The sequence below is a fragment of the Longimicrobium sp. genome (assembly GCF_036388275.1).
In the GTDB taxonomy this organism is placed as follows: domain Bacteria; phylum Gemmatimonadota; class Gemmatimonadetes; order Longimicrobiales; family Longimicrobiaceae; genus Longimicrobium.
Genome location: NZ_DASVSF010000097.1, coordinates 1 through 26,615, shown reverse-complemented (window position 1 = coordinate 26,615; position 26,615 = coordinate 1). Strand labels below are relative to the sequence as shown.

General features: G+C 70.3%; 18 protein-coding genes. 16 read left to right on the top strand and 2 right to left on the bottom strand.

The features are described from left to right. The 3 genes from VF632_RS20000 (at nt 1) to VF632_RS19990 (ending at nt 5,482) form a co-directional block, all read left to right on the top strand. The gene (locus tag VF632_RS20000) at nt 1–996 is read left to right on the top strand and encodes a hypothetical protein (RefSeq protein WP_331024682.1); all 996 of its coding nucleotides are present in this window, start codon (nt 1–3) and stop codon (nt 994–996) included. Between the two features lie 460 nt (nt 997–1,456). Next, on the top strand, nt 1,457–3,415 hold the full coding sequence (locus VF632_RS19995) for a hypothetical protein (RefSeq protein ID WP_331024681.1): 1,959 nt from the start codon (nt 1,457–1,459) through the stop codon (nt 3,413–3,415). 126 nt (nt 3,416–3,541) lie between these two features. Continuing rightward, a complete protein-coding gene (locus VF632_RS19990; protein ID WP_331024680.1) occupies nt 3,542–5,482 on the top strand; it encodes an Ig-like domain-containing protein in 1,941 nt (646 codons plus the stop codon). Nucleotides 5,483–5,562: 80 nt separating this feature from the next. Here VF632_RS19990 and VF632_RS19985 read toward each other — a convergent pair whose 3' ends face one another. After that, the gene (locus tag VF632_RS19985) at nt 5,563–6,570 is read right to left on the bottom strand and encodes an LLM class flavin-dependent oxidoreductase (protein WP_331024679.1); all 1,008 of its coding nucleotides are present in this window, start codon (nt 6,568–6,570) and stop codon (nt 5,563–5,565) included. 127 nt (nt 6,571–6,697) lie between these two features. Further along, entirely contained in the window at nt 6,698–7,762 is a 1,065-nt protein-coding gene (locus VF632_RS19980) for a DUF4349 domain-containing protein (protein WP_331024678.1), read from the bottom strand. Nucleotides 7,763–8,071: 309 nt separating this feature from the next. Here VF632_RS19980 and VF632_RS19975 point away from each other — a divergent pair, with 309 nt between their 5' ends. The 13 genes from VF632_RS19975 (at nt 8,072) to VF632_RS19915 (ending at nt 26,461) form a co-directional block, all read left to right on the top strand. Next, nucleotides 8,072–9,319 (top strand): serine hydrolase domain-containing protein, encoded by a 1,248-nt coding sequence (locus tag VF632_RS19975; RefSeq protein WP_331024677.1) that lies wholly within the window; start codon nt 8,072–8,074, stop codon nt 9,317–9,319. Between the two features lie 212 nt (nt 9,320–9,531). Further along, nucleotides 9,532–9,921, top strand: coding sequence for an endonuclease domain-containing protein (locus tag VF632_RS19970; RefSeq protein ID WP_331024676.1), 390 nt, complete (start codon nt 9,532–9,534; stop codon nt 9,919–9,921). A gap of 339 nt (nt 9,922–10,260) precedes the next feature. Further along, nucleotides 10,261–12,255 carry a glucosamine-6-phosphate deaminase gene (nagB, locus tag VF632_RS19965; protein ID WP_331024675.1) on the top strand — a complete coding sequence of 665 codons (1,995 nt, stop codon included), beginning with the start codon at nt 10,261–10,263 and terminating at the stop codon, nt 12,253–12,255. Between the two features lie 3 nt (nt 12,256–12,258). Then, on the top strand, nt 12,259–13,176 hold the full coding sequence (locus VF632_RS19960; RefSeq protein WP_331024674.1) for a BadF/BadG/BcrA/BcrD ATPase family protein: 918 nt from the start codon (nt 12,259–12,261) through the stop codon (nt 13,174–13,176). 384 nt (nt 13,177–13,560) lie between these two features. Next, entirely contained in the window at nt 13,561–14,343 is a 783-nt protein-coding gene (locus VF632_RS19955; RefSeq protein WP_331024673.1) for a L,D-transpeptidase, read from the top strand. 156 nt (nt 14,344–14,499) lie between these two features. After that, nucleotides 14,500–15,123, top strand: a complete 624-nt coding sequence (locus VF632_RS19950) for a hypothetical protein (protein ID WP_331024672.1) — start codon at nt 14,500–14,502, stop codon at nt 15,121–15,123. 144 nt (nt 15,124–15,267) lie between these two features. Next, a complete protein-coding gene (locus VF632_RS19945; protein WP_331024671.1) occupies nt 15,268–16,062 on the top strand; it encodes a response regulator transcription factor in 795 nt (264 codons plus the stop codon). A 794-nt stretch (nt 16,063–16,856) separates the two neighbouring features. After that, nucleotides 16,857–18,632 carry a sensor histidine kinase gene (locus VF632_RS19940; protein WP_331024670.1) on the top strand — a complete coding sequence of 592 codons (1,776 nt, stop codon included), beginning with the start codon at nt 16,857–16,859 and terminating at the stop codon, nt 18,630–18,632. 112 nt (nt 18,633–18,744) lie between these two features. Further along, nucleotides 18,745–19,818, top strand: a complete 1,074-nt coding sequence (locus VF632_RS19935) for a porin (protein WP_331024669.1) — start codon at nt 18,745–18,747, stop codon at nt 19,816–19,818. A 352-nt stretch (nt 19,819–20,170) separates the two neighbouring features. Continuing rightward, on the top strand, nt 20,171–20,371 hold the full coding sequence (locus VF632_RS19930; protein ID WP_331024668.1) for a hypothetical protein: 201 nt from the start codon (nt 20,171–20,173) through the stop codon (nt 20,369–20,371). A gap of 361 nt (nt 20,372–20,732) precedes the next feature. Further along, nucleotides 20,733–21,851, top strand: a complete 1,119-nt coding sequence (locus VF632_RS19925) for a 6-bladed beta-propeller (protein WP_331024667.1) — start codon at nt 20,733–20,735, stop codon at nt 21,849–21,851. 210 nt (nt 21,852–22,061) lie between these two features. Then, entirely contained in the window at nt 22,062–24,869 is a 2,808-nt protein-coding gene (locus VF632_RS19920; RefSeq protein WP_331024666.1) for a TonB-dependent receptor, read from the top strand. Nucleotides 24,870–24,910: 41 nt separating this feature from the next. Beyond that, nucleotides 24,911–26,461: a hypothetical protein gene (locus VF632_RS19915; protein ID WP_331024665.1), complete on the top strand. Its 1,551-nt coding sequence runs from the start codon at nt 24,911–24,913 to the stop codon at nt 26,459–26,461. Nucleotides 26,462–26,615 lie beyond the last annotated feature (154 nt).

Sequence of the window (26,615 nt, the reverse complement as noted above, 5' to 3'; positions counted from 1 at the left end):
ATGTCGCGCATCATTCCCCGTCTGCTCTGGGCCGGTGCAACGTCGCTGATGCTGGCGGCGTGCATTGACACCAAAATCATGAACTGCAAAGTTTCCGAGATGCCCACGTCCAACCCCTACCAGCTCGATTGGGCAGGCTACATTCCCGCCAGCTGCCCGGTCCCCCTCGGCCAGCCAGGCGAGCTCAAGACGGTAGGGGCAGACGTGTTTGACAAGGGAACGCAGGAGTTCTTCTTCATCGAAGTGGTCGTCCGCAACGGTGACGGGCAGATCCCCCCGGGGACCGGCCACAACGGACTCGCGAGCACCATCCAGCAATTTTTCGGAAATAAGGCCTCGCCTCGCCTGAACTACGCGGCCGCCACTGCCGGCTCCATTGATTACGGTCACTTCGCCGTGCTCCGGGGGAACTTCGCGCAGTTCGCGGATGACCCCCGGGCCAGGCTGGAGATCGCGTACACGAGCTCCCACATGGTGACCATTATTCAGGGAACGACCGTCCCCCGGAGCAATACGACCCAGATGTGGACCGCGGGTGTGTCTGGTGGAGCATCTCCGTACACCTACGCCTGGTATCGGGACGGAACACTGGTCAGCATGGGTTCTTCCTACACCGGCGCTGTCGGTACCACGAGCTTCGGGTTGAAGCTCCATGTCACGGACCACACCCAGAGTACCCGAGTGGTGGAGATGCGGACGCAGGTTGACGGAGTGCTCTCGTCGATGAGTGGGCCCACGCTTGTGTATTCCAGCCAGGGCGGCGGAACATGGACCGCATCTGGAGAGGGTGGCTACCCGCCGTACACCTTCGACTGGTACGTCGATGGGGTCCACAGGGGCAACGGATCGTCGTGGACCGGCTATCCCGGCGAGGGAGAAAAAGAACTCTGGGTTGAATTGCGGGACACGCGGGGCGCAACCACCCGAGCGAACACCTACGTGCAGGGCATCGGCAACGAGACCTGCGAACCTGTCCCACCGGCGGTGGCCTGCTGAATCGCCAGAAGGCGGACTATCCCGTTTGATCCCACTGCTGCACCTTGAAGGGCCTGCGGAGACGATCCGCAGGCCCTGTTTTTCGTCTGCCTGCGGTGACTACGATCACTGCCGGGCTCGGGAAGGATCCGGGGAGCCGCCCAAGCGCGTATTCCCGTTGTGACCGTACCGACCGTCGTTGCCGTAGTTACCCTCGGTTGCCGCTGTTCCGCGACAACATAGCACGGCTCGCCGCGGCCCACCACGCCCGGGGAACACGCGGGGTGGGACAGAGTACAAGCGTATGCAGCGCCGAAGGTTAGGCATGTTCCCGGCCCTCGGCCGCTTTTCTTTTCGAACGCTCGTTCGTAGATTTGGGCTCACGCGCACGAGTGCTGGCGGGATCTGCTATCCCCCGGCCCGGCGCTCCGGCCCGTCCGCGGCGCGCGGGCATCCCACGACCTGCAACGCCCACACGCCGATGATGCGCTTTCCCTCCGCCGCCCTCGTGCTGCTGCTGGTTTCCGCGGCCGCCTGCGAAAATCCGGCGGTTTCCGGACCCGACGTGGAGATCGTGACCGTGTCGCCGCTGGCGCGCACCATCGCCGTGGGCGAGCAGACCACGCTCATCGCGTCGGCGCGCGACGACGAGGGCGGGCTGATCGAGGACGAGGAGTTCCAGTGGAGCAGCCTGGAGCCGGGCGTCGCCTCGGTCAACCTGGGCGTGGTCACCGGCGTCGCCCCCGGCACCGCGCGCATCGTCGCCGAGCTGGGGGGCAAGGCCGACACGGCCCAGGTGACCGTCGTTGCCCTGGCGGGCAACTGCGCCGACGCGGGCGCCACCCCCGAGCTCGCCGTGGGCGGCTCGTACACGCGCAACGGCGCCGCGGCTGCGGTCCTGTGCCTGAGCGGCGCCGCGAGCGGCGCCGAGTACACGCTGATCTCCCACTTCGGGGTCGAGAGCACCACCGCCACCATGGCGCTGCGCTTCGACCCCGTGGGTGTTTCGCCGCCCATTGGGCCGCCCAGCCCCTCCATTGCGTTCTCCACCGCCGCGGCGCGGGACGCCGCCGGCGACGGCGGGTTCCACCTGCGCCTGAACGAGCGCGCCGTGCCCGCACTGACCGCGCTGCTTCCCGCTGCCCGGCAGGCGTACGCCCGCACGCACTCCGGCCCGCGGATGTCCACGGCCCAGCAGTCCGCCCCCGCCGTGGGCACGCTGCTGCAGCTGAACGTGGGGCTGGAGTTCTGCACCAAGCCCGACTATCGTACGGGGCGGGTGGTGGCGGTGAGCAACCGGGCGCTGGTGGTGGCCGACACCGCCAACCCCGTCAACGGCTTTACCGACGCCGACTACCAGCACGTGGCGGCTACCTTCGACACGCTGGTGTATCCCGTGAACGCCGCGGCCTTCGGCGCCCCGGCCGACGTGGACGGCAACGGACGCTCGCTCATCTTCTACACCCGCGCGGTGAACGAGATGACGCCGAAGAACGCCGGCTACGTGGTGGGCGGGTTCTTCTACGGCCGCGACCTGTTCCCGCAGAAGAACGACCCGAACTTCGGGGGCGCCTGCGCCGGCAGCAACCTGGCCGAGATGTTCTACATGCTGGTGCCGGACCCCACCGGCACGGTGAACGGCAACACGCGGTCCGCCAACTACGTGCGCGGCAGCACGGTGGGCGTGCTGGCGCACGAGTTCCAGCACCTGATCAGCGCCTCGCGGCGCCTGTACCTGGTGCCCGGCATCGACGGAACCGACTGGAACGAGGAGGCGTGGCTGAACGAGGGGCTCAGCCACATCTCGGAAGAGCTGCTGTTCTACCACCGCACCCAGCGGCAGCCGCGCGGCAACATCGGCGGCGAGGCGCTGTCGGGCGCGCTGCGCGCCCCGTACCTGGAGTTCCAGGAGTCCAACACCGACCGCTTCGGCGAATGGCTGAAGCAGCCGGAGCAGAACTCCACGCACGACGCGGCCGAGGGGGACGAGGCCGACCTGGCCACCCGCGGCGCCAGCTGGGCCTTCCTGCGCTACGCCGCCGACCGGCGAAACGGCAGCGACAACGCGCTGTGGTACTCGCTGGTCAACAACACCTCCGTCGGGTTCCAGAACCTGCGCGAGCGGCTGGACGCCGAGCCGGTGGAGTGGATGCGCGACTGGGTGGTCTCGGTGTACACCGACGACGCCGTACCGAACGTGCCCGCCATCTTCACGCAGCCCAGCTGGAACTTCCGCTCGCTGTACACGGCCGACGTCGGCAAGTATCCCCTGTTCACCCGGCCCCTGAACAGCGGACAGGCGGTGGACGTGACGCTGGTGGCCGGCGGGGCGTCGTACCTGCGCGCCGCGGTGGCGGGCGGGCTCAAGGCCTCGGTCGCCGTGGCCTCCAGCGCGGCGCTTCCGGGCACGCTGAGCGTCACCGTCGTGCGTACGAAGTAGCTGGCGCGCGCGCCGCCCCCGGGCGGTGCGCCTCTGTCATGGCCGCGGCTGCCGCGGCGTTGTTCGGTGTGCGTCCGGGTTCCGCCGGCGCGCCGCCTCCCTTTCTCCCGTCCCGAAAGCGTGTTCATGAAGCGCTTCATCGTGTTCTTCCTGGCCGCGGCGGCGCTGGCCGCGTGCGACCCCCCCACCGGGGGCAACGCGGGGATCGCCTCGGTGCAGCTGTCGCCGGGCGACCGCACCCTGGCGGTGAACGAGACGCTGACCCTCACGGTGGTGGTGCGCGACGTGAACGGCGACGAGCCCGACGCCGACCGCCGCGCCGAGGTGGAGTTCGCGTCCGACAACCCCGCCGTGGCCACGGTGAGCGAGGACGGCATGGTGACGGGCAAGTCGCCGGGCACGGCCACCATCACCGCCACGCTGGACGACAAGAGCGGCACGGTGGTGGTGAACGTGTCGGCGGCCCCCGCGGCGTGCAGCCAGGGCGGCGCCGTCCGCTCGCTGGGCGTGGGCGAGGCGGTGGTGCTGGGCGGCGTCACCGCGTCGGTGATCTGCCTGGACGGCGGGACGGCGGGCAAGGAATACGTTGCGGTGCCCTTTCACAGCGGCAACCCGGGCGAGTCGCCGTTCAGCGTGAACTTCGACACCGACGGCACCGTGGGCCTCAACGCGCCGTCGCTGGCGCCCTCGCCGGCGCTGGTCGGCGGGCTGAGGGAGGATGACGGCTTCCACGCCCGGCTGCGCGAGCAGTCGGCCGGGGCGCTGGGCCGCTACCGCGACGCGGCGCTTTCGATGTCGCCCCGGCGCGGGCCGCGCGACGGGGCCACCGGGCCCAGCCTCACCCTGAGCCTTCGTTCGCCCTCGCTGGGCGACCAGGTGACGGTGAACACGGCGCTCGAGTCCTGCAAGAACCCCAAGAACGTGACGGCCCGCGTGGTGGCGATCGGCGAGCGCAGCATCGTGCTGGCCGACGTGGCCAACCCGGCCAATGGGCTGACCGACGCCGAATACCAGTCGTTCGCCGCCGGGTTCGATACGCTGGTGTATCCGGCCGTGACCAACGCGTTCGGCACGCCCGAGGACGTGGACGACAACGGCAAGGCCATCATCCTGTACACCAAGGCGGTGAACCAGCTCACGACGCCCGGCACCAACTCGTACGTGGGCGGGTACTTTCACCCGCGCGACCTGTTCCCCACGCGCGACCGCGACGGGCTGGCTGCCTGCGCCACGACGAACTACGCCGAGATCTTCTACATGCTGGTGCCCGACCCCAACGGCAGCATCGGGGGCACCGCCTTTTCGCGCGAGCTGATCCTGCAGTCGTCGCTGGGAACCATTGCGCACGAGTTCCAGCACCTGATCAACGCGTCGCGCCGGCTGTACATCACCGAGACCACCAGCTGGAACGAGGAGACGTGGCTGAACGAGGGGCTCAGCCACATCGCCGAGGAGGTGCTGTTCTACCGGGCGTCGGGCACGACCCCGCGCGCCAACCTGAGCCGTGCCCAGGTGCAGGCCACCTCGCGGGCGATGAACGCGTACCTGGCGTACATGGACCAGAACATGCGCCGGTACCAGCGCTACCTGCAGGAGCCGAGCAACGAGTCGCCCTACGACAGCACCGAGGCCGGGGCCAACGATCTGCCCACGCGCGGCGCCTCGTGGGCGTTCCTGCGGTACGCGGCCGACCGCCGGGTGGGTGACGACGTGGCGCTGTGGCGCGACCTGGTGGACACCGACGTGATCGGGCTGGCCAACCTGCAGCAGGCGCTGGGGAGCGACCCGCGCGAGTGGATCCGCGATTGGGTGACGTCGGTGTACACCGACGACTTCGTGGCCACGGAGGCGCGGTTCCAGCAGCCCAGCTGGCGGTATCGATCCTTCACCCCGTTCCCGCTGGTGACGAAGCCGCTGACCGACGGCTTCAGCACGCAGCTGGCGAGCGGGGGCGCGGCCTTCCTCCGCTTCACCATTCCGCCGGCCACGGTGGGCACCGTCCGTGGCCTGAGCGGCACCAATCCGCTGCCGTCCAAGATCTACGTCACCGTCGTCCGCACGCGCTGACGTCCTCGGACCGCCGTTGGAAGAAAGCCCCGCCCCGGTCAGCCGACCGGGGCGGGGCTTCTTCTACTTTCTCCACTTCGTCACTCCTTCATCGCTTCCGCCACGAGTTCGTACGACCTTGCCCGGGCCCGCCACTCGTGCGTGACCGTGACGATCATCAGCTCGTCGGCGGCGTAGCGGGCGGCCACGCGGTGGAGTTCGTCGCGCACCTGGGCGGGCGTTCCGGCAATCATGCGGGCGCCGTCCTGTCCCAGCGGCGGCGGCCTCCAGCCCGGGCCCAGCTCCGCCATCGCCTCGTCCGGCGAAGGGATCCCGCGGTCCATTCCCCGCATGATGCGGCGGTTCCACAGCTCCAGGCTGCTCGCCAGCCGGTGGGCCTCTCCCTCCGTTTCCGCGCAGATCACGCCCAGTGCCACGCTGGCCTCCGGGGCCGCGCGCCAGGGCGAGGGGCGGAAGGCGTCCTGGTACTGGCGGACGAGCGACGCGCCGTCCTGCCCGCTGATGAACTGCGCGAACGAGTAGCCGCAGCCGTTCTCGGCCGCGTACAGGGCGCTGCTGCCGCCGGAGCCCAGCAGCCAGAATTCCGGGACGGTGGTAGCCCGCGGCATGGCGCGTACGCGGCGCCAGGGGTGCTGATCGTCGAAGCCGTCCGCTGCCCAGCCGATGAGGTCCTGCACCTGCCCGGGAAAGTGCTCGGCGCCCAGCCGGCCGCGGCCGTACGCGAGCGCCAGGGTGGCGCGCGCGTCGCCGCCGGGCGCGCGGCCCACCCCCAGGTCGATGCGGCCGGGGTACAGCGCTTCGAGCATGCGGAAGTTTTCCGCCACCTGCAGCGGTGAGTAGTGCGAAAGCATCACCCCGCCCGATCCCACGCGCATGGTGCGGGTTTCGGCAGCCACCCGCGCGATCAGCACCGCGGGCGACGAGCCCGCGAACGAGTTGGTGCTGTGGTGCTCGGCCAGCCAGTACCGCCCGTACCCCAGCCGCTCGGTGATCCGCGCCAGCTCCAGCGTCTCGCGCACGGCGTCCGCCGCCGTTCCGCCCGTCCGCACCGGCGACTGGTCCACCACGCCCAGCTTCAGCTTCGCCATCCGTCCCCCTTGCGCCTGACACCCTCCTTCGACCGCGGACGATACTAATCGCCTGCCGGACGCGGCGCGATGGCGGATACCAATGTGCCGAGCCCCCGGCGGAAGCTGCGCCGGGGGCTCGCGACGTTCAGGGAAGGGGCGCGGGTTCGTCGGGCGCGCTCGCCCGTGCGCGGCGGATGTTCTCGCGGTAGATGGCGTCGCGCTCGGCCTCGCGGCGGCGGAACGAGCGCCATGCCCGCCAGGCGCCGTAGAGTACAATGGCGAGGGGAATCAGCAGCCCCGTCGCGGCGATGAGCCCGGCGATCAGCCCCACGAAGTTGCGCCAGGCGATCCCGAACGCGTCGCGGATGGGCCGCTCGCCGCGTGGCGTTCCGATCACAGCGTTGGGCTCGTGAAGGGTGATGGTGAGGGTGCTGATGGAGGCGCGGGTGCGCAGGTAGCGAAGGCGTCCCTCGTAGCGCTCGATCTCTTCCCGGACGCGGGCGACCTCGCGCTCCAGGTTCAGGATCTCCTCCAGCCGCCCCGTGCGCCGGTCCAGCAGGTCCAGCAGCCGCGACTCGAGCCGGCGCGCGTTCGCCACGCGCGCGGTGACGTCGGCGTACTCCTCGCCCACGTCCTGCGCCGTGACGTTCACGTTCTGCACCTTGCCGATCGGGTTCAGCCCGGTGAGCGCCGCGTCGAAGTTCTGGCTGGGCACGCGCAGCTCGATGCTGGCGTGCCGCTCCTGGTCCGTGCCCCCGCGGATGCTGGTGTTGCCGATGATGCCCCCCACCCGTGCCGCCAGCGCGCGCACCTGCGCAATGCCGCGGTCCAGCGAGTCTACCTGCACGTTGGCCGTGCCCGTGCGGATGATCATGGGGTCCAGCGACACGGAGCCCGGCGCCACGGGGAGGCTGGCGTCGGTGACCCGTGTGCCGGTGGTCGTGGTGGTGACGGCGGGGTCGGTCAGCACCTGGACCTCGGCCACCTGCTCGCCGTTCCCGCGGACGCGGGCGACCTGCGGCGCTCCGCTCTCCACGCCGCGGCTGAGCGCGACATCGGCGGACGACGCGGCGTCCTGCGCGGGCGGAGCCTCCTCGAGGCTGACGAGGTCGACGCTCTCGGTCCGGGCGGCGGACTCACTCTCGCCGGCGCCGCACGCGGCCAGGGCCAGGAGCAGGGGCAGCACCAGGTGTTTTCGATCAATCGTCATCGGCGGGCGGGGTTGGGGTGAGTCGCACCGGCTTCCAGGGAGCGTGGGGGCACGTGCCGTTCCCCGCGCCTCATTCATCTACACGTTTTCGCAAGTCCGCGTCTGACAACGTCTTGGACGCCAGCGTCGCCGGTTGGAAGGAGCACGGGGCCCGTTCTGCCACGTTCACTAAACATCCCGCCGTTCTCCGCCCTCGTTCATTGAACGCGCAAGCGCCGCGATCTTGAACGAACGCAGGCGCCGCGCGGGTTTGACGCCGCCGATCTTCCATTCAAGATTGCGCGCTCCACCCACACCCCGAACTCGCCCATGATCGTTCGCTTGCTGACCTTGGCCGCGCTGGCGGGCGCCGCCGCGTGCACGCCCAGCCCCACGGTCGCCCCGTCCCCCGCGCCGCGGATGCCGGCGGTGACGGTGCTGACCCCCGCCGCGCCGGACGCCGCGGGGCTGGACCGGACCCTTCCCGCCACGCTCGACTGGCTCGCCCGCAAATCGATCGTGGACACCGTCGCGCCGGCCGTGGCGATCGCCGTGGGCCGGCACGGGCGGCTGGTGCACCAGGCGGGATACGGGGCGGTGGACTGGGCCCCCGGGTCGGCGGCGGTGACGGACAGCACGCTCTTCGACCTGGCGTCCATCACCAAGGTGGTGGCGAGCACGACGGCGGCGATGATCCTGGAAGAGCAGGGGCTGCTGGACCTGGACCGCACGGTCGCCAGCTACCTGCCGGAATTGTCCGACACGGCCAAGGCGGGCATCACCATCCGACACCTGCTGACCCACCGCGGCGGGCTGGAGGCGTTCGCGCCGCTGTACCGGCAGTTTCGCGGGCGCGAGCAGTACCTGGAGCAGATCAACCTTCGCCCGCTGAAGTCCGCGCCCGGCGCGCAGACCGTGTACAGCGACTGGGACCTGATCCTCCTTCAATTGGTGATGGAGCGCATCACCGGCCAGCCGCTGGATGCCTTCGTCCGAGAGCGCGTCTTCGCGCCGCTGGGGATGCGCGAGACGGGCTTTTTGCCGCGGGTGCCGCGCGACCGCATTGCCGCCACGGAGCGCGACAGCGCGCGCGGCGGGCTGATCTGGGGCGAGGTGCACGATCCCAACGCGTGGGCCATGGGGGGCGTGGCGGGGCACGCGGGATTGTTCGGGAGCGTGCGGGACCTGGCGGTGTTCGCGCAGATGCTGCTGAACGGCGGAGAGTACGGGGGCGTGCGCCTGTTGAAGCCGCAGACGATCGCGAGGTGGACGGCGCCGCAGGGCCCCGGCGCCAGCCGTGCGATCGGGTGGGACACGCCGGCGGGGCAGTCCAGCGCGGGGCGGTTCTTTTCGGCCCGCAGCTTTGGGCACACGGGGTACACGGGAACGTCGATGTGGGTGGATCCCGAGCGCGGGCTGTTCGTGATCCTGCTGACCACGCGGGTGAACCCCACGAGCCAGAACCAAAAGCAGACGCCGCTGCGCCGCACGGTGGCGGATGCGGTGCAGTCGGCCATCACCGATGCCCCGCTGGTGGACTGGGAGGCGCGCCGGGCCACGCCTGCGCCTGCCCCGTGACGGCGGTGGGGATGGTGTCAGCCCAGCCGTGACGTGAAAAGACAAAGCTGGACAGACGGGGCGGGGCGACACATACTCTGGCGCTTCGGAGGGTAAGCAAGAGGGTTGGGGCGGTTCGAAAGAGATCGGCGCATGCGGCGGGAGCCCCCTCCCCCCAGCCCCCGTCCCCCGCTGCGCAGGGGAGGGGGAGCCGTGTCGCTTGGTCGACGGGTATGTCGCGTTTCCTTTTCCCCGGTGCAGAGATGCGGAGTCCGAGACGGTGGCGTGCTCCGGTGCAGGTTCAGGCTGCGGCTAGGGAGCTCCGGAGCGCGTTGACCCCGGCCGAGGACCGGCTCTGGAGCGCGATCCGGAAGGATCAGCTCGCCGGATTGCGCTTCCGCCGGCAGCACCCGGTCGGGCCGTTCATCCTGGATTTCTACTGTCCCCGCGTACGGCTCTGCGTTGAACTGGACGGCGGGATACATGAGCAGCAGCGGGAGCGAGACCAAGCGCGCACCGAAGCGTTAGCCACGGTCGGCGTTCGCGTGATCCGGTTCCGCAACGAAGAAGTCATGAACGACCTCGCGGGCGTGCTGGCGCGCATCCAGGCTGCCGCCACGTAACAAGCAGTTCTCCCCCCTCCCCTGCGAAGCGGGGGACGGGGGGTCGGGGGGGAGGGGGCTCCCAAGGCGCGACCGGCACTCCGTCGAAAAGCCCTGAGTCACGATCTTATCTCCCCCTTTCTCCCCCTCTCCCGCGCAGTTTGCGGGGGAGGGGGCCGGGGGGAGCGGGAACCTACGTGCCATTCTCCCCGCCACGTGCTACTTTCCCCAACTCCAGGCCGGAGCACGCTCCAGTGCCCATCCATGCGGGGTTGAGCGTGCCCCGGGGGGCACGCTCCGTGCAGCCCCGGGCAGGCTCCGGCCATACACAACCCGAGAACCGCTGAACCACGAGGCCGCATGGCGCAGTCCCGCGAGCGCGTCCCCGTTCGCATTCTGGAACACGACCAGATCGCATCCACCCTCGCCACCCGCATCGCCCAGGTCATCCGCGCGAAGAACGCCGAAGGCAGGCCCGCCGTCCTGGGGCTCGCCACGGGCAGCACGCCCATCGGCATCTACCGCGAGCTGATCCGCATGCACCGCGACGAGGGGCTGGACTTTTCGAACGTCGTCAGCTTCAACCTCGACGAGTACTACCCGATGGAGCCGGACAGCATCCACAGCTATCACCGGTACATGTGGGAAAACCTGTTCGAGCACATCAACATCCCGCGCGAGAACGTCAACATCCCGCGCGGCTCGCTCCCCCGCGACCAGGTCGAGGAGCACTGCCGCGCCTACGAGCGGGCCATCGCCGAGCTGGGCGGCATCGACTTCCAGCTGCTGGGCATCGGCAAGACGGGGCACATCGGCTTCAACGAGCCCGGGTCCGGCGTGGAGTCGCGCACCCGGCTGATCGCGCTGGACACCGTCACCCGCCGCGACGCCGCCGCCGACTTCTTCGGCGAGGACAACGTGCCCACCGAGGCCATCACCATGGGCGTGGCCTCCATCCTCGAGGCGCGCGAGGTCGCCCTGATCGCCACGGGCGAGCACAAGGCCACCATCATCCAGCGCGCGGTAGAGGGCGAGCCCGACCCCGACATCGCCGCCACCTACCTGCAGAACCACCGCAACGCCACCTTCTACCTGGACCCGGCCGCCGCGGCCGAGCTCACGCGCGTCAAGACGCCGTGGGTGGTGGGCGAGGTGCGGTGGGACCGGGAGCTCGAGATCCGCGCCGTCATCTGGCTGAGCCAGGCCACCGGCAAGAGCATCCTGAAGCTCGACAACGACGACTACCGCGAGCACCACCTGTCGTCGCTGCTGGCGCGCTACCGCACCGCTGGGCCGCTGAACGGCGAGGTGTTCAACGCGCTGATCTCCAAGGTGCGCGGCAAGAGCAAGCTGCCGCAGGGCAAGCGCATCATCGTCTTCAGCCCGCACCCCGACGACGACGTCATCTCCATGGGCGGCATCCTCAACAAGCTGCACCACAACGAAAACGAGATCATCGTCGCCTACCAGACCTCGGGGAACATCGCCGTCTTCGACCACGAGGTGCGGCGCTACATGGACTTCCTGCGGCGCTTCGGCGGCGACTTCGCCCTGGGCGACGGCGGCATCGAGGCGCTGACGGAGCGCATCGAGAACTTCCTGGACAGCAAGCACCCCGGGCAGGTGGACATCGACGAGGTGCTGAAGATCAAGCAGCGCATCCGCGAGGCCGAGGCGGTGTCGGGGATCGAGACCTTCGGCATGCGCCGCGACCAGGCCTGCTTCCTGAACCTGCCCTTCTACCAGACGGGCAAGGTGCGCAAGGATGCCATCGGCCCGCGGGACGTGGCGATCACGCTGCAGCTGCTGGAAGAGAACCAGCCGGAGCTGATCTTCGTGGCGGGCGACCTGTCGGACCCGCACGGCACCCACCGCATGTGCCTGGAGGCGGTGGAGCGCGCGCTGGAGCAGTACTCCGGAGAGGCGCCCGAGGTGTGGTACTACCGCGGGGCCTGGCAGGAGTGGCCCGTCAGCGAGGCCGACGTGCTGGTGCCGCTTTCCGAAGACGAGCTCCGCCACAAGATCCTGGCCATCTTCAAGCACCAGAGCCAGAAGGACCGCGCCCCGTTCCCGGGCCAGGACGACCGCGAGTTCTGGCAGCGCGTGGAGGAGCGCAACACCTCTACCGCGCGCATGGTCGACAGCCTGGGCCTCCCCGAGTACTACGCCATGGAGGCGTACGTCATCCGCAGGAACGGAAAGCCCGTGGAGATCGAGACCATCTCCACCAGCGCGCTGGGCGCCCCGCCCTCCATGCGGCGGACGGCGGACCGGGCGCCGCGCCACGGGGTTCCGGGCACCGGCGGCCACCCGGCCCCGGCGGCGCAGCTGGATCTTGGCCAGGCCACCGGCTGACGGATGGACGAAACCTTCTTCGCCGGCGTGGACGGCGGCGGCACCCGCACTACCCTGGTCCTGGCCGATGCCGACGGCCGCGAGCTGGCCCGCGCCGAGGGGCCGGCGGGGCTGGTGGATCCCCGCCACCCCGAGCGCAGCGCCGAGGTCATCGCCGGCCTGGTGCGCGAGGCGGTCGGCGGCCTGGGCCCGGGCCGCGTCCCCGACGCCCTGTGCGCCGGGCTGGCGGGCGTGGGGAACGAGGCCGAGCGGGTCGCCGTCGAGGAGGCGCTGGCCGAGCTGGGCGTCGCCGGGCGGGTGCGCGTGGCGTCCGACGGCGAGATCGCGCTGGAGGGCGCCTTCGGCGGCGGCGCGGGAATCCTGCTGATCGCCGGGACGGGTTCGGTGGCGTACGGCCGCGCCGGGGACGGGCGGATGGAGCGCTGCGGCGGGTGGGGGATGATCGTGGGCGACGAGGGGAGCGGATACGCCCTGGGGCGCGAGGGGCTGAAGGCGGCGCTGCGGTCGGTGGATGGGCGCGAGCCGCCTACCCCGCTGCTGGCCCGCTTTCTCGACACGCTGGGGTTGGAGCACGCGCGCGAGATTCCGCCCTGGGCGGGGCGCGTGGAAAAGGCTGACGTGGCGGCGCTCGCCCGCGAGGTGCTGGAGGCCGCGGCCCTGGGCGATGCCGTGTCGATGCGGGTGGTGCGGGCGCAGGCGGCGGAGCTGGCCGGCCACGTGGGCGCGCTCGCCTCGCGCCTGGCGCCCTGGCCGGGCGAAGTGCCGGTCGTCTTTCACGGCGGCGTGCTGCAGAATGAGCTGTTCGCCTCGCTGGTGTCGGGCCACCTGGGCGACACCGGCCACACCTGCCGGGTGCGCCCCCCCCAGGCCGACGCGGTGCACGGGGCCCTCGCCTACGCCCGCGCCCTCGTTCACTCCTGAGGCCTGGGAGGTTCCGGTCGACGAAGGCCCCGCCGCGGAGCATCGCAGCGGGGCCTTTCGTTCCACAGCCGATTGGACGCCGAGTCATCCCGGACCGAGCGGCCAAGCCGAACCTGCCCGCGCACCCCGGCCCGCAGCGAGGGAGGGATCCGCCACACACTGATCCAGTTGCCCCACCCCCCGCACGTGGCAGCCAGCTCGGACGCGGTCGGCCCCCCCCTGCACGGGGACCGCTGCCGCGCCGGTGTCCGGCCGACCGCGTCCCCGATCGCGCTCCGGTGGATGGGGCTGAATCCCGCGGCCCGCCGCGCCCGTAGACCCGTGGGCGCGATCTTCGTTATCTTTCTCGTGGCAGACCGACGTTCCCCTCAGCTCCATTCGCACGTGAAACCTGGAACCCTGGCGGCGGTGCTGGCCCTGGTGCTCGCGGCCGTGCACCCGGCGGCGGCGCAGCTGCGCATCGACATCAACATCCCCGAAAACCGCCCGCGCGTGGTGGAGGGCGACAGCGTGCTGCGCACCTACCGCGTGTCGGTGGGCCTGCCCGGCCACGACACGCCCGACGGCGAGTTCACCATCGGCCGGGCGGAGTGGAACCCGTCGTGGCGCCCGCCGGACCGCGAGTGGGCGCGCGACGACCGCTTCACGCCCCCGGGCCCCAACAACCCCATGGGCCGCGTGAAGCTGTTCTTTGCGCCGTACTACTACATCCACGGCACTCCCGACACCGCCAACATCGGCCAGGCCGCCTCGCACGGGTGCGTGCGGATGCGCAACCGCGACGTGATCGAACTCGCGCGCTTCCTCCACACCCGTGCGCAGCCCACGGTGGCGCCCGCGGAGATCGACGCCATCCTGCGCCGCTCCGGCACCACGCGCTGGTCCACCTTCCGCGCGCCGGTTCCGCTGACCATCCGCTACGAGCCCATCGTTGTGCAGGGCGGGGAATTGCGCGTGTTTCCGGACGTGTACGACCGCAGCCGCATTCACACCGAAGCCGTCATCCAGGCGCTGCTCGCGGCGGGGTACGACGGCGCTTCGATAAACCGGGGGCAGATCCGCGCCGTGCTGCAGCGCGCCCGCGCCGCCGAGAGCGCGTTCTCCATCCGCCTGGCCGAAGCTTTTTCCGGGCTTCGCCGGCGCGAAGACGCCGCCGCGCGCGAGTAGCGGCCGCGGCAACGTTTACGGCTGGGACCTCGTCAGACCCGTCCGCCCGCGGCACTCCGCCGCGGGCGGACCGTGTTTTGCGCCGGAAACTCGACACCGCGCAGACGTCCCGTAAGTTCGGCGCGGTTTGCCTGCTCAACCTCGTCCATTTCGCCGATGCCCTCACCCGCGCTGGACTCCGACGCGCGCGAGCGCCTGCGCGCTGACCTGGAGGCGCTCGACTGCGTGCGCCGCGCCGTGGTGGACGCCGATCCGCTGCGCGTGTACGTGGTCTGCGACCGGACCGAGTCGCCCACCGACATGCTGGTGTCGTCAGTCCTCGTCAGGGCCGGGGTCAGCGCGGGCGAAGCCGAGGTGCACCTGGCCTACCTGACGCCGCCGGAGCAGCGGCAGCGCGTGCGCTTCGTGGCGGCTCGCATGACGACGCCGCGGTCCGGCCGGGCGGCCGCGGAGGTGGAGCTGGAATGGGGAGCGCAGTCCCATGCCGAGCGGGCGGAGGGCGAGGCCAGCCCCCCGCTGGAGCTGCGCCTGGCTGCCACGGCCACGCTCAAGGCGCTGGAGGGCATCCTTCGCGAACGCGTGCGGTTTTCGCTCCTGGGTATCAAGAGCTTCCGCGTGTTCGACACCGATGTCGTGGTCGTGCTGATGCGCACCGACCAGGGCGCTCCGCTGGTGGGCGCCGCGCTGGCCAGCGGCGACCCGCACCGCGCCGCGGCGCTAGCGGTGCTGAACGCCACCAACCGCGTGCTGGGCAACTACCTGTCGCACAGTCACGAGTAGGATTCGGCAAGGTCCTCGGGCGGTTCTCATCGACGTCCACCGCTGTTTCTCCGCGGAGCGAGGATCGTTACCCTGCCGTTACACCCGTGCCGTACACTCCCCGGAACCGTGACGCGATCCCTGCTTCCGATGAGGAGTGGCATCTTGCCGAGCACTTCCGGCCATCCGCATTCTTCCAGCGTGTTCACCGGCGTGATCGGCGCCGGCCGCAGCCAGCCAGCCGAGCGCGTGATGCGAATGCCCGCACACATCCTGGTGGTAGACGACGAGCCCGACATCTCGGCGCTCGTGGCATATCACCTTGCGCGCGAGTCGTACCGCGTCCGCACGGCGGCCAGCGGCCCCGAGGCCCTTCACGCGGCAGAGGTGGAGCGGCCGGACCTGGTGGTGCTGGACCTGATGCTTCCGGGGATGTCGGGGCTCGCGGTGCTGGAGGAGCTGCGCCGCCGCCCCGAGACGCAGGACATTCCCGTGATCCTGCTGACCGCGCGCAAGGAGGAGCAGGACCGTATCGCTGGGCTGCGGCTGGGCGCCGACGACTACGTGTCGAAGCCCTTTTCGCCGCAGGAGCTGATCCTGCGCGTGGCCGCGGTGCTGCGGCGGGTGCAGCAGGCGCCCCCGGCCACCACGGGCGGCAAGGTGGTGCGCGTGGGCCCGTTCGCCATCGACGAGGGCGCGGCGCAGGCGCAGGTGGACGGCCGCGACCTGGACCTCACGCCGACCGAGTACCGCCTGCTGCTGATCCTGATGGAGCGGCGCGGGCGGGTGCAGAGCCGCCGCCAGCTGCTGGAGGCGGTGTGGGAGGTCACGGCGAACATTGCCACGCGCACCGTGGACATGCACGTGCAGCGGCTGCGCAGCAAGCTGGGTGACCAGGCAGACTGGATCGAGACGGTGCGCGGCTTCGGCTACCGGTTCCGCACCGATCCGCCGCAGTAATCGCCGGGCCGCTGACGCCGATCGAGCCGATCGATAGATTCATCGCTGCGCCGGACGATCCGGGGCAGCGATTCTGTTGAGGGCAGGGGCCGCGTCAGAGCCTGTCATCCTGAGGCCCAGTCGCACCGAACCGGCCCATAGTACCTCCGTCGCGGGCCGAAGGATCTAGCCGCGGCTACCTTTCAGCCAGGGCGCGGCAGCGGTCACGGACGCAGAGGCCTCGGCTGCCGTGGGGCCCTCACCCGGCCGCGCTGACACGCGTGCCACCCTCTCCCACAAACAGCGTGGGAGAGGGGGTACACTTCGAGTTGTAGTGCGGCGGCGAGCACAGAGCAGCGGCCCGGCCCCGCTGGGGCGACGGAAGTCGCGGCAACGACGGCCCGAAGTCCGCCTTCGCGGACTGCATGCACAGTCGAGTGCGTGGGGCGAGCCGAAGCGCGGTTCAGGTCTCCCCCTCCCCTGCGAAGCGGGGGACGGGGGCCGGGGGGAGGGGGCTCCATCAGCATGCGAGGCACCCAGTCGAACCCCGATCGAAGTCTCCCCTCTCCCGGCGCAGTTTGCTGGGGGAGGGGAGGGGGAGGGGCCATCTTGGGACTGCGCCGGAGCCATGGCATCGCATCGAGCCTCGCCAGGGTGCCAGCCCGCGCACGGTCCGCCGCCTGACGCACCGAACTGGCTCCCTTCCCCCGCGCAGTTTGCGGGGGAAGGGCTGGGGATGGGGGGCGGCCGAGGCATGCGCGGAGATCGGCCTCATCCCGCACGAAGTCTCCCCATCCTCACACCGGCTCGCCGTCATGCGGCTTCGCGTAGACCAGAAGCTGTTCCTTACCTACCTCGTGGTGATCGCCATGGTGGTGGTGGCGCTCACGCTCGGCGTGGGCGCCCTGCTGCGGCGCCACCTGACCGGGCTGATGGCCACCGACGTTCAGCGCGAGCTGGCGCTGGCCACCTCGCTGTACGACATGCGCCGCGCCGCGCCCCCCGACTCCGTCGCCGACTGGCTGGGCGCGCTCTCCGGCCGCCGCGTGACGCTGATCGGCCCGGACGGCGGCGTGCTCGGTGACTCGGAGCTGCCGGCGGAGAGCGCGCAGCAGCTGGAGAACCACGCCTCCCGCCCCGAGGTGCGCACCGCGCTGGCCGGCGGGGTGGGGCTCGCCGTGCGGATGAGCACGTCCGTGCGCATCGACCACCTGTACCTGGCGCGCCGCACCCCCGATGGCCGGGTACTGCGCCTGGCGGTGCCGCTGCACGAGGTGCGGCGCATGGTGGTGCGGGTGCAGCGCGGCATCTTCAGCGTGGGAATGCTGGCGCTGGCGCTCACCGGCGTGCTCTCGTTCGGGTTCAGCCGCGCGGTGACGCACCGGCTGCGGCGGATGGCCGGCGTGGCGCGGGCGATGGCGGGGGGCGACCTGGCGCTCCGCGCGCGGAGCGGCGAGCAGGACGAGCTGGGCGCCATGGCCGACGCGCTCGACACCCTGGCCTCCGAGCTTCAGCGTCGCCTGCGCCAGCTGGAAGGCGAGCGCGCCGAGATGCAGGTGCTGATCGACGCCATGGCCGAGGCGGTGATCGCGGTGGATGCGGACGGCCGGGTGCAGCGCGCCAACCCCGCCGCGCAGCGCATCTTTTCCCTCCCGCCGGACCCGCGCGGGCTGCTTCCCCGCGAGGTGGCGCGCAAGCAGGAGTTCGCCGACCTGGTGAAGCACGCCCTGCGTGGCCAGTCCATGCCGCCGCGGGAGCTGACGCACGACGGCCGGAACCTGCTGGCGACTGCGCAGCCGCTTCCCAGCGGCGGGTCGGTGATGGTGTTCCTGGACGTGTCTGAGCTGCGGCGGCTGGAGGACGTGCGCCGCGACTTCGTGGCCAACGCCTCGCACGAGCTCAAGACGCCGCTCACCGCCATCCGCGGCTACGCCGAAACGCTGCTGGACCCCGACCTTCCGGCAGACCTGCGCGGCCAGTTCACGCAGACCGTCAAGGCCAACGCCGACCGCCTGCAGCGCATCGTCGAAGACCTGCTGGACCTGTCGCGCATCGAGTCCGGCGGGTGGCGGGTGGAGCCCGAGATCGTCTCCATCACCGAGCTCGCCGCCGAAGCATGGGCGGGTGTGCAGGAGGGGGTCCGGATCAAGAGCGCCCGGTTCTCGGCCCAGGTGCCGCACGAGTGCGAGTTCGTGTGGGCCGATCCGTCGGCCCTGCGGCAGATCTTCAGCAACCTGTTCGGCAACTCGCTGCGTTACATTTCCGAGGGCGGGTCTGTGGAGCTGCATGCGCGCTGCGGCGCGGGGACGGCGATCGAGATTTCCGTGCGCGACGACGGCAGCGGAATTCCCTCCGCGCACCTGCCCCGCATCTTCGAGCGGTTCTACCGCGCCGACACGGCCCGGTCGCGGGCGGAGGGAGGCACGGGGCTGGGCCTTTCCATCGTCCGCCACCTGGTGGAGGCGCACGGCGGGCGGGTGGAGGCCGAGAGCGAGTTGGGCCGCGGCACGACCATCCGCTTCACCTTCCCCGCCCCCGACGACGCGGACACGGGAGAGCAGGAGATGGAGGACACGGACGACGAATCGTGACGAAGCCGTTGCCGTTACGCGGACGTGACACGGCGGACGTGCATTCGTGTCGTGGTTGCGGTATTCTGGCGATTGTGTCACGCCTTCGTCACGATCCAGCGACCTCTCGCCCATGCCCGCACCGCGAATCCGCGTTCCCGCCCTCGCTCTCGCCCTCTGCTTGGCCGCGGCGCCCGCCACCGCCCAGGGATTCACCATCGCGGGCCCCGACTCGTCGCGCCTGACGTTCAACGGCCGCGTCCAAACGCAGTTCAACACCTCGTCGGAAGACGACGTGCCGCGGGCCGAAACCGCCCTGCGCCGGGTGCGCCTGGAAGCGACGCTGCAGTTCAACCGGGTGGTCAGCGGCAAGATCAGCCCGGAGTTCGCGGGGAGCCGCGTGAGCATCCGCGACGCGTACGTGCGGTTCGCGCTGGACCCCGCGCTGATGGTGTGGGCGGGCCAGGCGTACCGGCCGTTCAGCATCATGACGATGTACAGCAGCTCGCGCATACTGCCCATCGAGCGCGGGGTGCGCATCCGCGGCCTTTCGGACGAGTACGACGAGTGGAACCTGGTTTCGGGCCTCGGATACGGCGACCGTGACGTGGGGCTGCAGCTGCGCGGTGAGCCGGCGGGCGCGCCGCTGGGCCTGTCGTACGCGGTGGGGTGGTTCAACGGCCCCGCCCGCGCGGACTTCCCCAACGAGAACACCGGACAGGTCGTCGCCCGCGTGGGCGTGGCGCCCGCGCCCAACCTCAAGCTGAACGCCTCGTACTCGGCGCGCGATTTCGCGACGGGCGAAGACGAGGTCGAGGTGCGGCGTGGGGATGCATGGGAAGCCGACGTGGAGATCGGCAGCGAACGGGGCGGGCTTCACCTGCTGGGCGAGGTGGTGGCGGGCGACTTCGATCCGTTCCTGGGTGCTCGGTTCGTGGGCGCGCAGGGGTGGCTGGGCTACCGGATGGGCCGCGTTTCGCGCGCCATCTCTGGGGTCGAGCCCATGTTCCGGGTGAGCTACGCCGAGATCGATGCCGACGACGCACCCGCCGAGGGGCTGGGCGCCAGCGGAGGCACGCTGATCACCCCCGGCGTGAACCTGTGGCTGGGCGGCCTCAACCGGTTCTCGCTCAACTACGACCTCTGGAATTCGCAAACCGGGGAGTCTGCGCAGAGCTTCAAGGCCCAGTTCCAGCTCGCCTTCTGAGACGGGGAGCGGCGCGCGTTCATTAAGCAGACCTGCCGGGCTGGCGTGGCAGGTTCGCGTGAACTCCGGTTCGGGGCTCCCCTTCAGCAGGGTCCCGCCTCTTGGTGCGCGGCATTGCCGTAGCCCGCGCACGGAGTGTTGGATCGCCAAAACGGGTACAATGCTTCATGGTATCGCGGCCGGCGTGAAACGAACGAGGACAGCGCCAGTCGATGCCCCTGGGTTTCCCGTCCCTTTTGAGACGTAACGCTTGACAAGTGCGAAAATCCACCGTACTCTGCAGAGTCCGGGTGCACGCGGATCCCACATAGTTCCTATCTCATCATCTCACCCTTCCATAGCGAGATATCACATGTCCATGAAGCTCTCACGAATGGCCCCAGGGTTGGCGGTAGTGGCGGGCCTCTTCTCCGGCATGGCCGCGCTCACCTACAATCCGCCTCCCGCGTACGCACAGATCACCTGCTGGGTGTGTGTTTGCAGCGGCAGCAACTGCAAGTGCGAGCAGGTCACCTGCCCCAAGGCCCCGGCCGAAGATCCGCCACAGGGGTAGCGATTCACGTCGGCCCCTCCGCCGACGAACGTGTTTGATTGGCTCAGCGTGCACCCGCTGTGAGCTGATCGGGAACTCTCGCGCGCTAACCGCCACGGCCACGGCGGTCCTGCAGGGGAAAGCTGCTGCCGCTACTCCTCGAGGAGCTGGAGCGCATGCCCGCTGGGCTGCTTTCCGGCGCCGCGAGCGACGTAGAGGCGTCCCCACGTTTTGAACTTAAACCGCGGCGGGTCCACCCCCGTGCAGTTTCGCCCCCATGGAGATGCCCATGCCGTCCCGATTCGCCGTCCGAGTGGTCCTCGGGGCCGCACTCCTGCTGTGCGGCTGTGGCGACCGCCCACCGCCCCACGGCAACACAGGCGTGCCCGAGGCTCCGGTCGTGGAGAATACGGCGCCGTACGAGGGGGAGGGGGCCACCTGGACGGTGTCGCGGTCGCCCCTGCTGAGCATCGGCGGAGATGATGGGGAGGGCTCGTATACGCTGACGGGGGTGGCGGGGGCGGTGCGCCTCAGTGATGGCCGCGTCGTCGTCGCCGACAAAGGTTCGCAGGTGCTTCATGTGTTCGACGCGCGTGGTACCCATCTTCGCAGCATCGGCCGCGAGGGTGGAGGGCCCGGGGAGTTCCGCGCCGTCGAGAACGTTGCGCTGCTTCGCGGCGACTCCATTGCCGTGTGGGATCCGCGGCTGCGGCGCGTGTCGGTCTTCGATCACACGGGGCAGCTGGCTCATGAAGTGTCACCAGCAGGCCTGGGGCTGTTTCCCCGGTTCATCGGAGTCCTGGGCGACGGCTCGTTCGTGCTCACGGCCGGGTTGCCGGCAGGGGGCGCCAGGTCCGCGTCCACCGCTGCCAGGCGAGATTCGGTCGTCTACCTTCGCTTCGGGCCCTCGGGCGGCGAGGCTCGGGACACCATCGGGCGGTTTCCTGGCCCCGAGACGGTGACGCTGGCGTCGAGCGGCGCCATGACCATGGAAGAGGTGATCTTCGGGCGGGACGTTCACCTCGTGGTCGGGGGAAACCGGTACTTCGTCGCCGACGACGACCGCTACGAAGTGACGGAATATCGGCTGCCCGGAGCCCCGGTACGGCGCATCCGCAGGGCCCACGTCCCCAGCCAGGTCACGAACGCGGACCTTGCCAGCTACCGCGAGCAGCCACGCGATCTTTCGGGTGTGCCGCCGCAGCTTCGGGCGCAGTTCGCCAAGCGAAACCCCGATGTTCCGCATCGAGCTACCCTCCCCGCCTTCGAGTCGCTGCTGTTGGACGAGGAAGGCTACTTGTGGGTCGAGCATCCGCGCGTGACGCGGGCGACGGAGGGGCGGTGGGACGTGTTCGACCGGGAGGGCCGATGGCTTACGACCGTCGCGACCCCTGCCGGATTCCAGGTGCGGCAGATCGGTGGGGACTTCATGCTCGGCACCGCTCTCGACTCGCTGGATGTTGAGCACGTCCATCTCTACACTCTGAACCGGCCGCGCTAGCGGAATCCCGGTTCCTGGACGTCACCACCACGTAGACCGATCGTGACGGCATCGCGACCGGTGGAAGGTTCCGCCGTGATGGTGGTCAGGCAGGTTTCGGTGTCCGCTCCAGCGGGCTGATGCCAAGCTTGTCCACCAGCACCTAGGCGAGGGCTTTCCGTGAGACCATCTCACCGGTTGATCCGTCCCGACCACTCCCGCGGGAGCAGCGTGCGCGCTGCTCTCGCGCTTCTTTTCGCGGCGCTGCTCGTTTCCGCCGCTCCGCTGGCCGCGCAGGCCGGCCGCATCGCCGGGCGCGTCGTGAACGCGCAGGGCGAGGGGGTCGCCTCCGCGCAGGTGAACGTCGCCGGCACGCAGGCCCGCGTGTCGACCGACGTGGAGGGCCGTTACACGCTGGCCGGCGTTCCCCAGGGAACGCACTCGGTCACGGTGACGGCCCTCAGCTATTCTCCCAAGACGGTAACGGGCGTCGCCGTCGCGGAGGGCCGCACGGCGGAGCTGAACGTCTCGCTCGCCCCGGCCGCGCTGATGCTCACCGGCGTCACCGTTACCGCCCAGGCGGAACGCGGAAGCACCGGCGCGCTCCTTTCCGAGCGGCGCAACTCCGCCAGCGTGGTCGACGCCATCGGCGCCGAGCAGATGTCGCAGACGCCGGACGGCGACGCCGCGGCGGTGGTGCGGCGCGTGCCCGGCGTGTCGGTGGTGGACGGCCGCTTCGTCTACGTTCGCGGCCTGGGCGAGCGCTACGGCAACACCACGCTCAACGGCGCCGCCCTCCCCTCGCCCATCCCCGACCGCAAGGCCGTTCCCCTCGACATCATCCCCACCGCGCTGCTGGAAAGCGTGATCACCGCCAAGACCTATTCGCCCGACCAGCCGGGCGACTACGCTGGCGGCCTGGTGCAGATCGAGACGAAAGCCGCGCCCACCGAGCGCGTCTTCCGCCTGTCGTCCGGCATGGGATGGACGCAGGGCGAGACGGGAAGCGCGGCGCTGGGCTATCCCGCCGGTAACCTGTTGGGGTTCGGCGGGGCGATGGACCTGCCCGCCGGCCTGCCGCGCGACGCCGAGGTGAACGGGCTTCCCGCCGATGCCGGTACGCGCGAGCGCGTGGTGAGCGGGATCGCCGGGCCGCACTGGGGGCCTGTCGGCGGCACCCTTCCCGCCAACGGCAGCCTGGGCGTGTCGTTCGGGGACGAGGTGGACGCCTTAGGCAAGCCGCTGGGGCTGATGGGCACCTTCTCGTGGGCCAGCGGCGCCTCGCAGCCGGCGGACCGCGCCGAGCGCTTCTTCGGCGTCACCGGCGGCGCGCCGGAGCGGCAGACGGACCTTTCCAGCACGGCCACGGCGCGCGAGACCACCGTCGGAGCGCTGCTGAACGGCGGCATCCGCCTCAGCGACACCGGCCGGGTGACCGCCACGCTGGTCTACAACCACCTGGCTGAGGCCGAGGCGCGCTCCCTCAGCGGCTTCTACGCCAACCGCGGCCCCTTCCTGGACCAGACGCGGCTTCGCTACGTGGAAAACACGATGGCGAACGCGCAGCTCCGGGGGCAGCACCTCCTTCCGTTCGGCGACGCCACCCTGCGCTGGCGCCTCCCCTTCTCCTTCTCCCGCCGTTACGAGCCCGGCACCCGCACCACCGTCTACGCGTCGCCCGAAGAAGGCGGGGCGCGGCTGTTCCAGGACGTCTCGGAGAGCGGGCAGATCCTTCACCAGGACCTGGAAGACCGCGGGTGGAACCCCGGGGTGGACCTGAAGCTCCCCGCTAATTTCCTGGGATCCGGCGCCACGCTGTCCCTCGGCGGGGCGGCGGACGTGCGCGACCGCACCGTGTACGCGCGGCGGATCCGCGTGCGCCCCATCGTGGCGCTCGGCAACGACGACGCGGCGCTGGCGCCCAACGACCTGTTCGCCGCCGGCAACTTCGGCGACCAGCCGGGGCAGCTGACGCTGGACGAGGCCACCTTCGCCGGCGACAACTACGACTCCGATTTCAGCGTCTTCGCCGGCTACCTGATGGCGGACTTCCAGCTGCTCCCGCGCCTCCGCGTCGCCGGCGGCGCGCGGGTGGAGCAGGCCAGCATCGCCACGCAGGCCGTCAACCGCCTGAACCGGGTGGAAGGCGCGCTTCCCCGCGCGGAGCTGGAGAACGTCGACCTGCTGCCGGGAATCAACCTCACCTACGAGCTCACGCCGGACATGAACCTGCGCGCCGCGGCGTCGCGCACGGTGGCCCGCCCGCAGTTCCGCGAGCTCGCGCCCTACCTGTACGTGGACTACTTCGGCGGCGCGGTCGTCGTCGGCAACCCGTACCTGCGCCGCACCTCCATCATCAACACCGACCTGCGCTGGGAGTGGTTCCTGGGCACCGGCTCGGTGCTCGCCGCCAGCGCCTTCCACAAGCGCTTCGACGATCCCATCGAGCCGCTGGCGCTGGTGCTGGGCACCAACCCGGCGCAGACCTACGCCAACGGCGACCGCGCAGAGCTGTACGGCACCGAGCTGGAGGCGCGCACCAACCTGGGCCGCCTGCTCCCGGCGCTGCAGGAGTTCTCGGTGAACGCCAACCTCACCCTGGTCCACTCGCAGACCAGCGTGGGGCAGACGGTGATCTACCGCTTCGACGACCCGCTCACCCCCGACACCGTTTCGGCCAGCAGCCGGGCGCGCCCGCTCTTCGGGCAGTCGCCGTACGTGGTGAACGCGGGATTGACGTGGGACGGGCAGCGCAGCGGCACGACGGCCACGGTGCTCTTCAACCGCTTCGGCCGGCGGCTGGACGCGTTCGGCGGGCTGGCGCTTCCCGACGTGTACGAGGAAGGCCGCACGCAGCTGGACCTGACGGTGGAGCAGCGGCTTCCGCGCGGGTTCGAGATGAAGCTTTCCGCGACCCGCCTGCTGGGGCAGGAGGTTCGTTACACACAGTCGTTCCCCAACGGTGACACGGTCACCACACGGCAGTATGACCTTGGACGTGCGATCTCGCTCTCCCTTTCGTGGGAGCCGGGACGCTGATGTCCACGAAGATCTCGACCACCCAACAGGAGACGATGCGGATGCGGATGAGCAGACTGGCGAACGTGGTGCTCGCGGCGGTGCTGGCGGGCGGCGTGGCGGCCTGCGACGGCGATCCCGCCGATGCGCCGCTCGGCGCACCGGCCAACCTTGCGGTGGCGTACGATGGCGCTAAGGCGATGGTGACCTTCCAGCCGGCGAGCGGCGCCGAGAGCTACACCATCCAGCGGCAGAACGTCACGCGGAGCGCCAGTGTCACCTACACCGGCGTGACGGCGACCACGTACGCCGACACCGTGACGCCGGGAAACACCTACAGCTACAGCGTCGTCGCCGTGCGCGGCGGCGACGTTTCCGGCGCCAGCACCCCATTCGTGCTGGCCGTGGGAGAGAAGCGTACGAACCTGGTGAACCTCGCGAAGGACGGCACTCGTACCCTCTCCAAGGACACGCTGTACGTCATCAGCGGGCCGGTGACGGTGGATTCCGGTGCGGTGCTCACCATCCCCGCTGGGACGAAGCTGGTGGGTGACACGCTGGCCGGCGTCAGCTACCTGGTGATCCGGCGCGGCGGGCGCATCGTGGCGAACGGCACCGCCGCGGAGCCCATCGTGTTCACCAGCATGCGGGAACCCGGCAATCGGCGCCGCGGCGACTGGGGCGGCCTGGTGATTAACGGCCGCTCCAACTGCAACTTCCCGCAGCCCTGCTCGGGCGAGGGAAGCTCGGGCACGTACGGCGGCACGGTGCAGAACGACAACAGCGGCGTTCTCCGCTACGTGCGCATCGAGTACGCGGGCTACGAGGTCAGCCCCAACAACGAGCTGAACGGGCTGACGCTGAACGGTGTGGGCAGCGGCACCACCATTGAGTACGTGCAGGTGCACTTTGGCCTGGACGACGGCATCGAGTGGTTCGGCGGCACCGTCAACGTCCGCTACGCGATGGTCACCGGCCAGGACGACGACGCCTTCGACTATTCCACGGGGTGGGCAGGGAAGGGGCAGTTCTGGATCGCGCAGGCCGACACGCTGCTGGGCGACAAGGGCTTCGAGGTCGACAACAACGAGACCACCTTCGACGCGCAGCCTTGGACGGACCCCTCCATCTACAACGTGACGTTGGTGGGGCGGAACGGGCGCGGCGCCGCGGGCAAGAGCCCCGTGGGCATGCACCTGCGCCGGGGCACGCGCGGCGACGTGATGAACGCCATCATCACCGGCTACGCGTACGCCTTCGACATCGACGACGCGCTGACCGCCGCGCACTGCGGCACCGGCGACCTGCGCGTGGCCAACACGCTCGCGAGCAACCTGACCTCGCTCGACGATCCCGACGCGGACGCGAACGAAGCCACCTGCCGCGCGTCGGCGGGATGGAGCGTCACGCAGGTGGCGGACGCGCAGCTGACGAACCCCTTCAACCTGGATGCCCCCAGCTTCGTGCCCGCCGCGGGCTCCCCCGCGCTGGCGGCAGGCGCCGCGGCCACCCCGCCGAACGACGGCTTCTTCACCACGGTCAACTACGTGGGCGCCGTCGCGGGCACCGGCACGCCGTGGTACGCCGGCTGGACGACGTACGCGCGGAACTGACGGCCTCGGCCCTGCTGGGGCGACTGAAGTCGCGGCGTAACCGTTCAGTGGGTTGTACAAAACTGTAGACTTTGTTCACATGAGCCACTACATATTGTGGCCCATGAGCATCATAGAGCAGCTGGAGGCGGCTGGTGAAGTCCTCTCGCCCGCA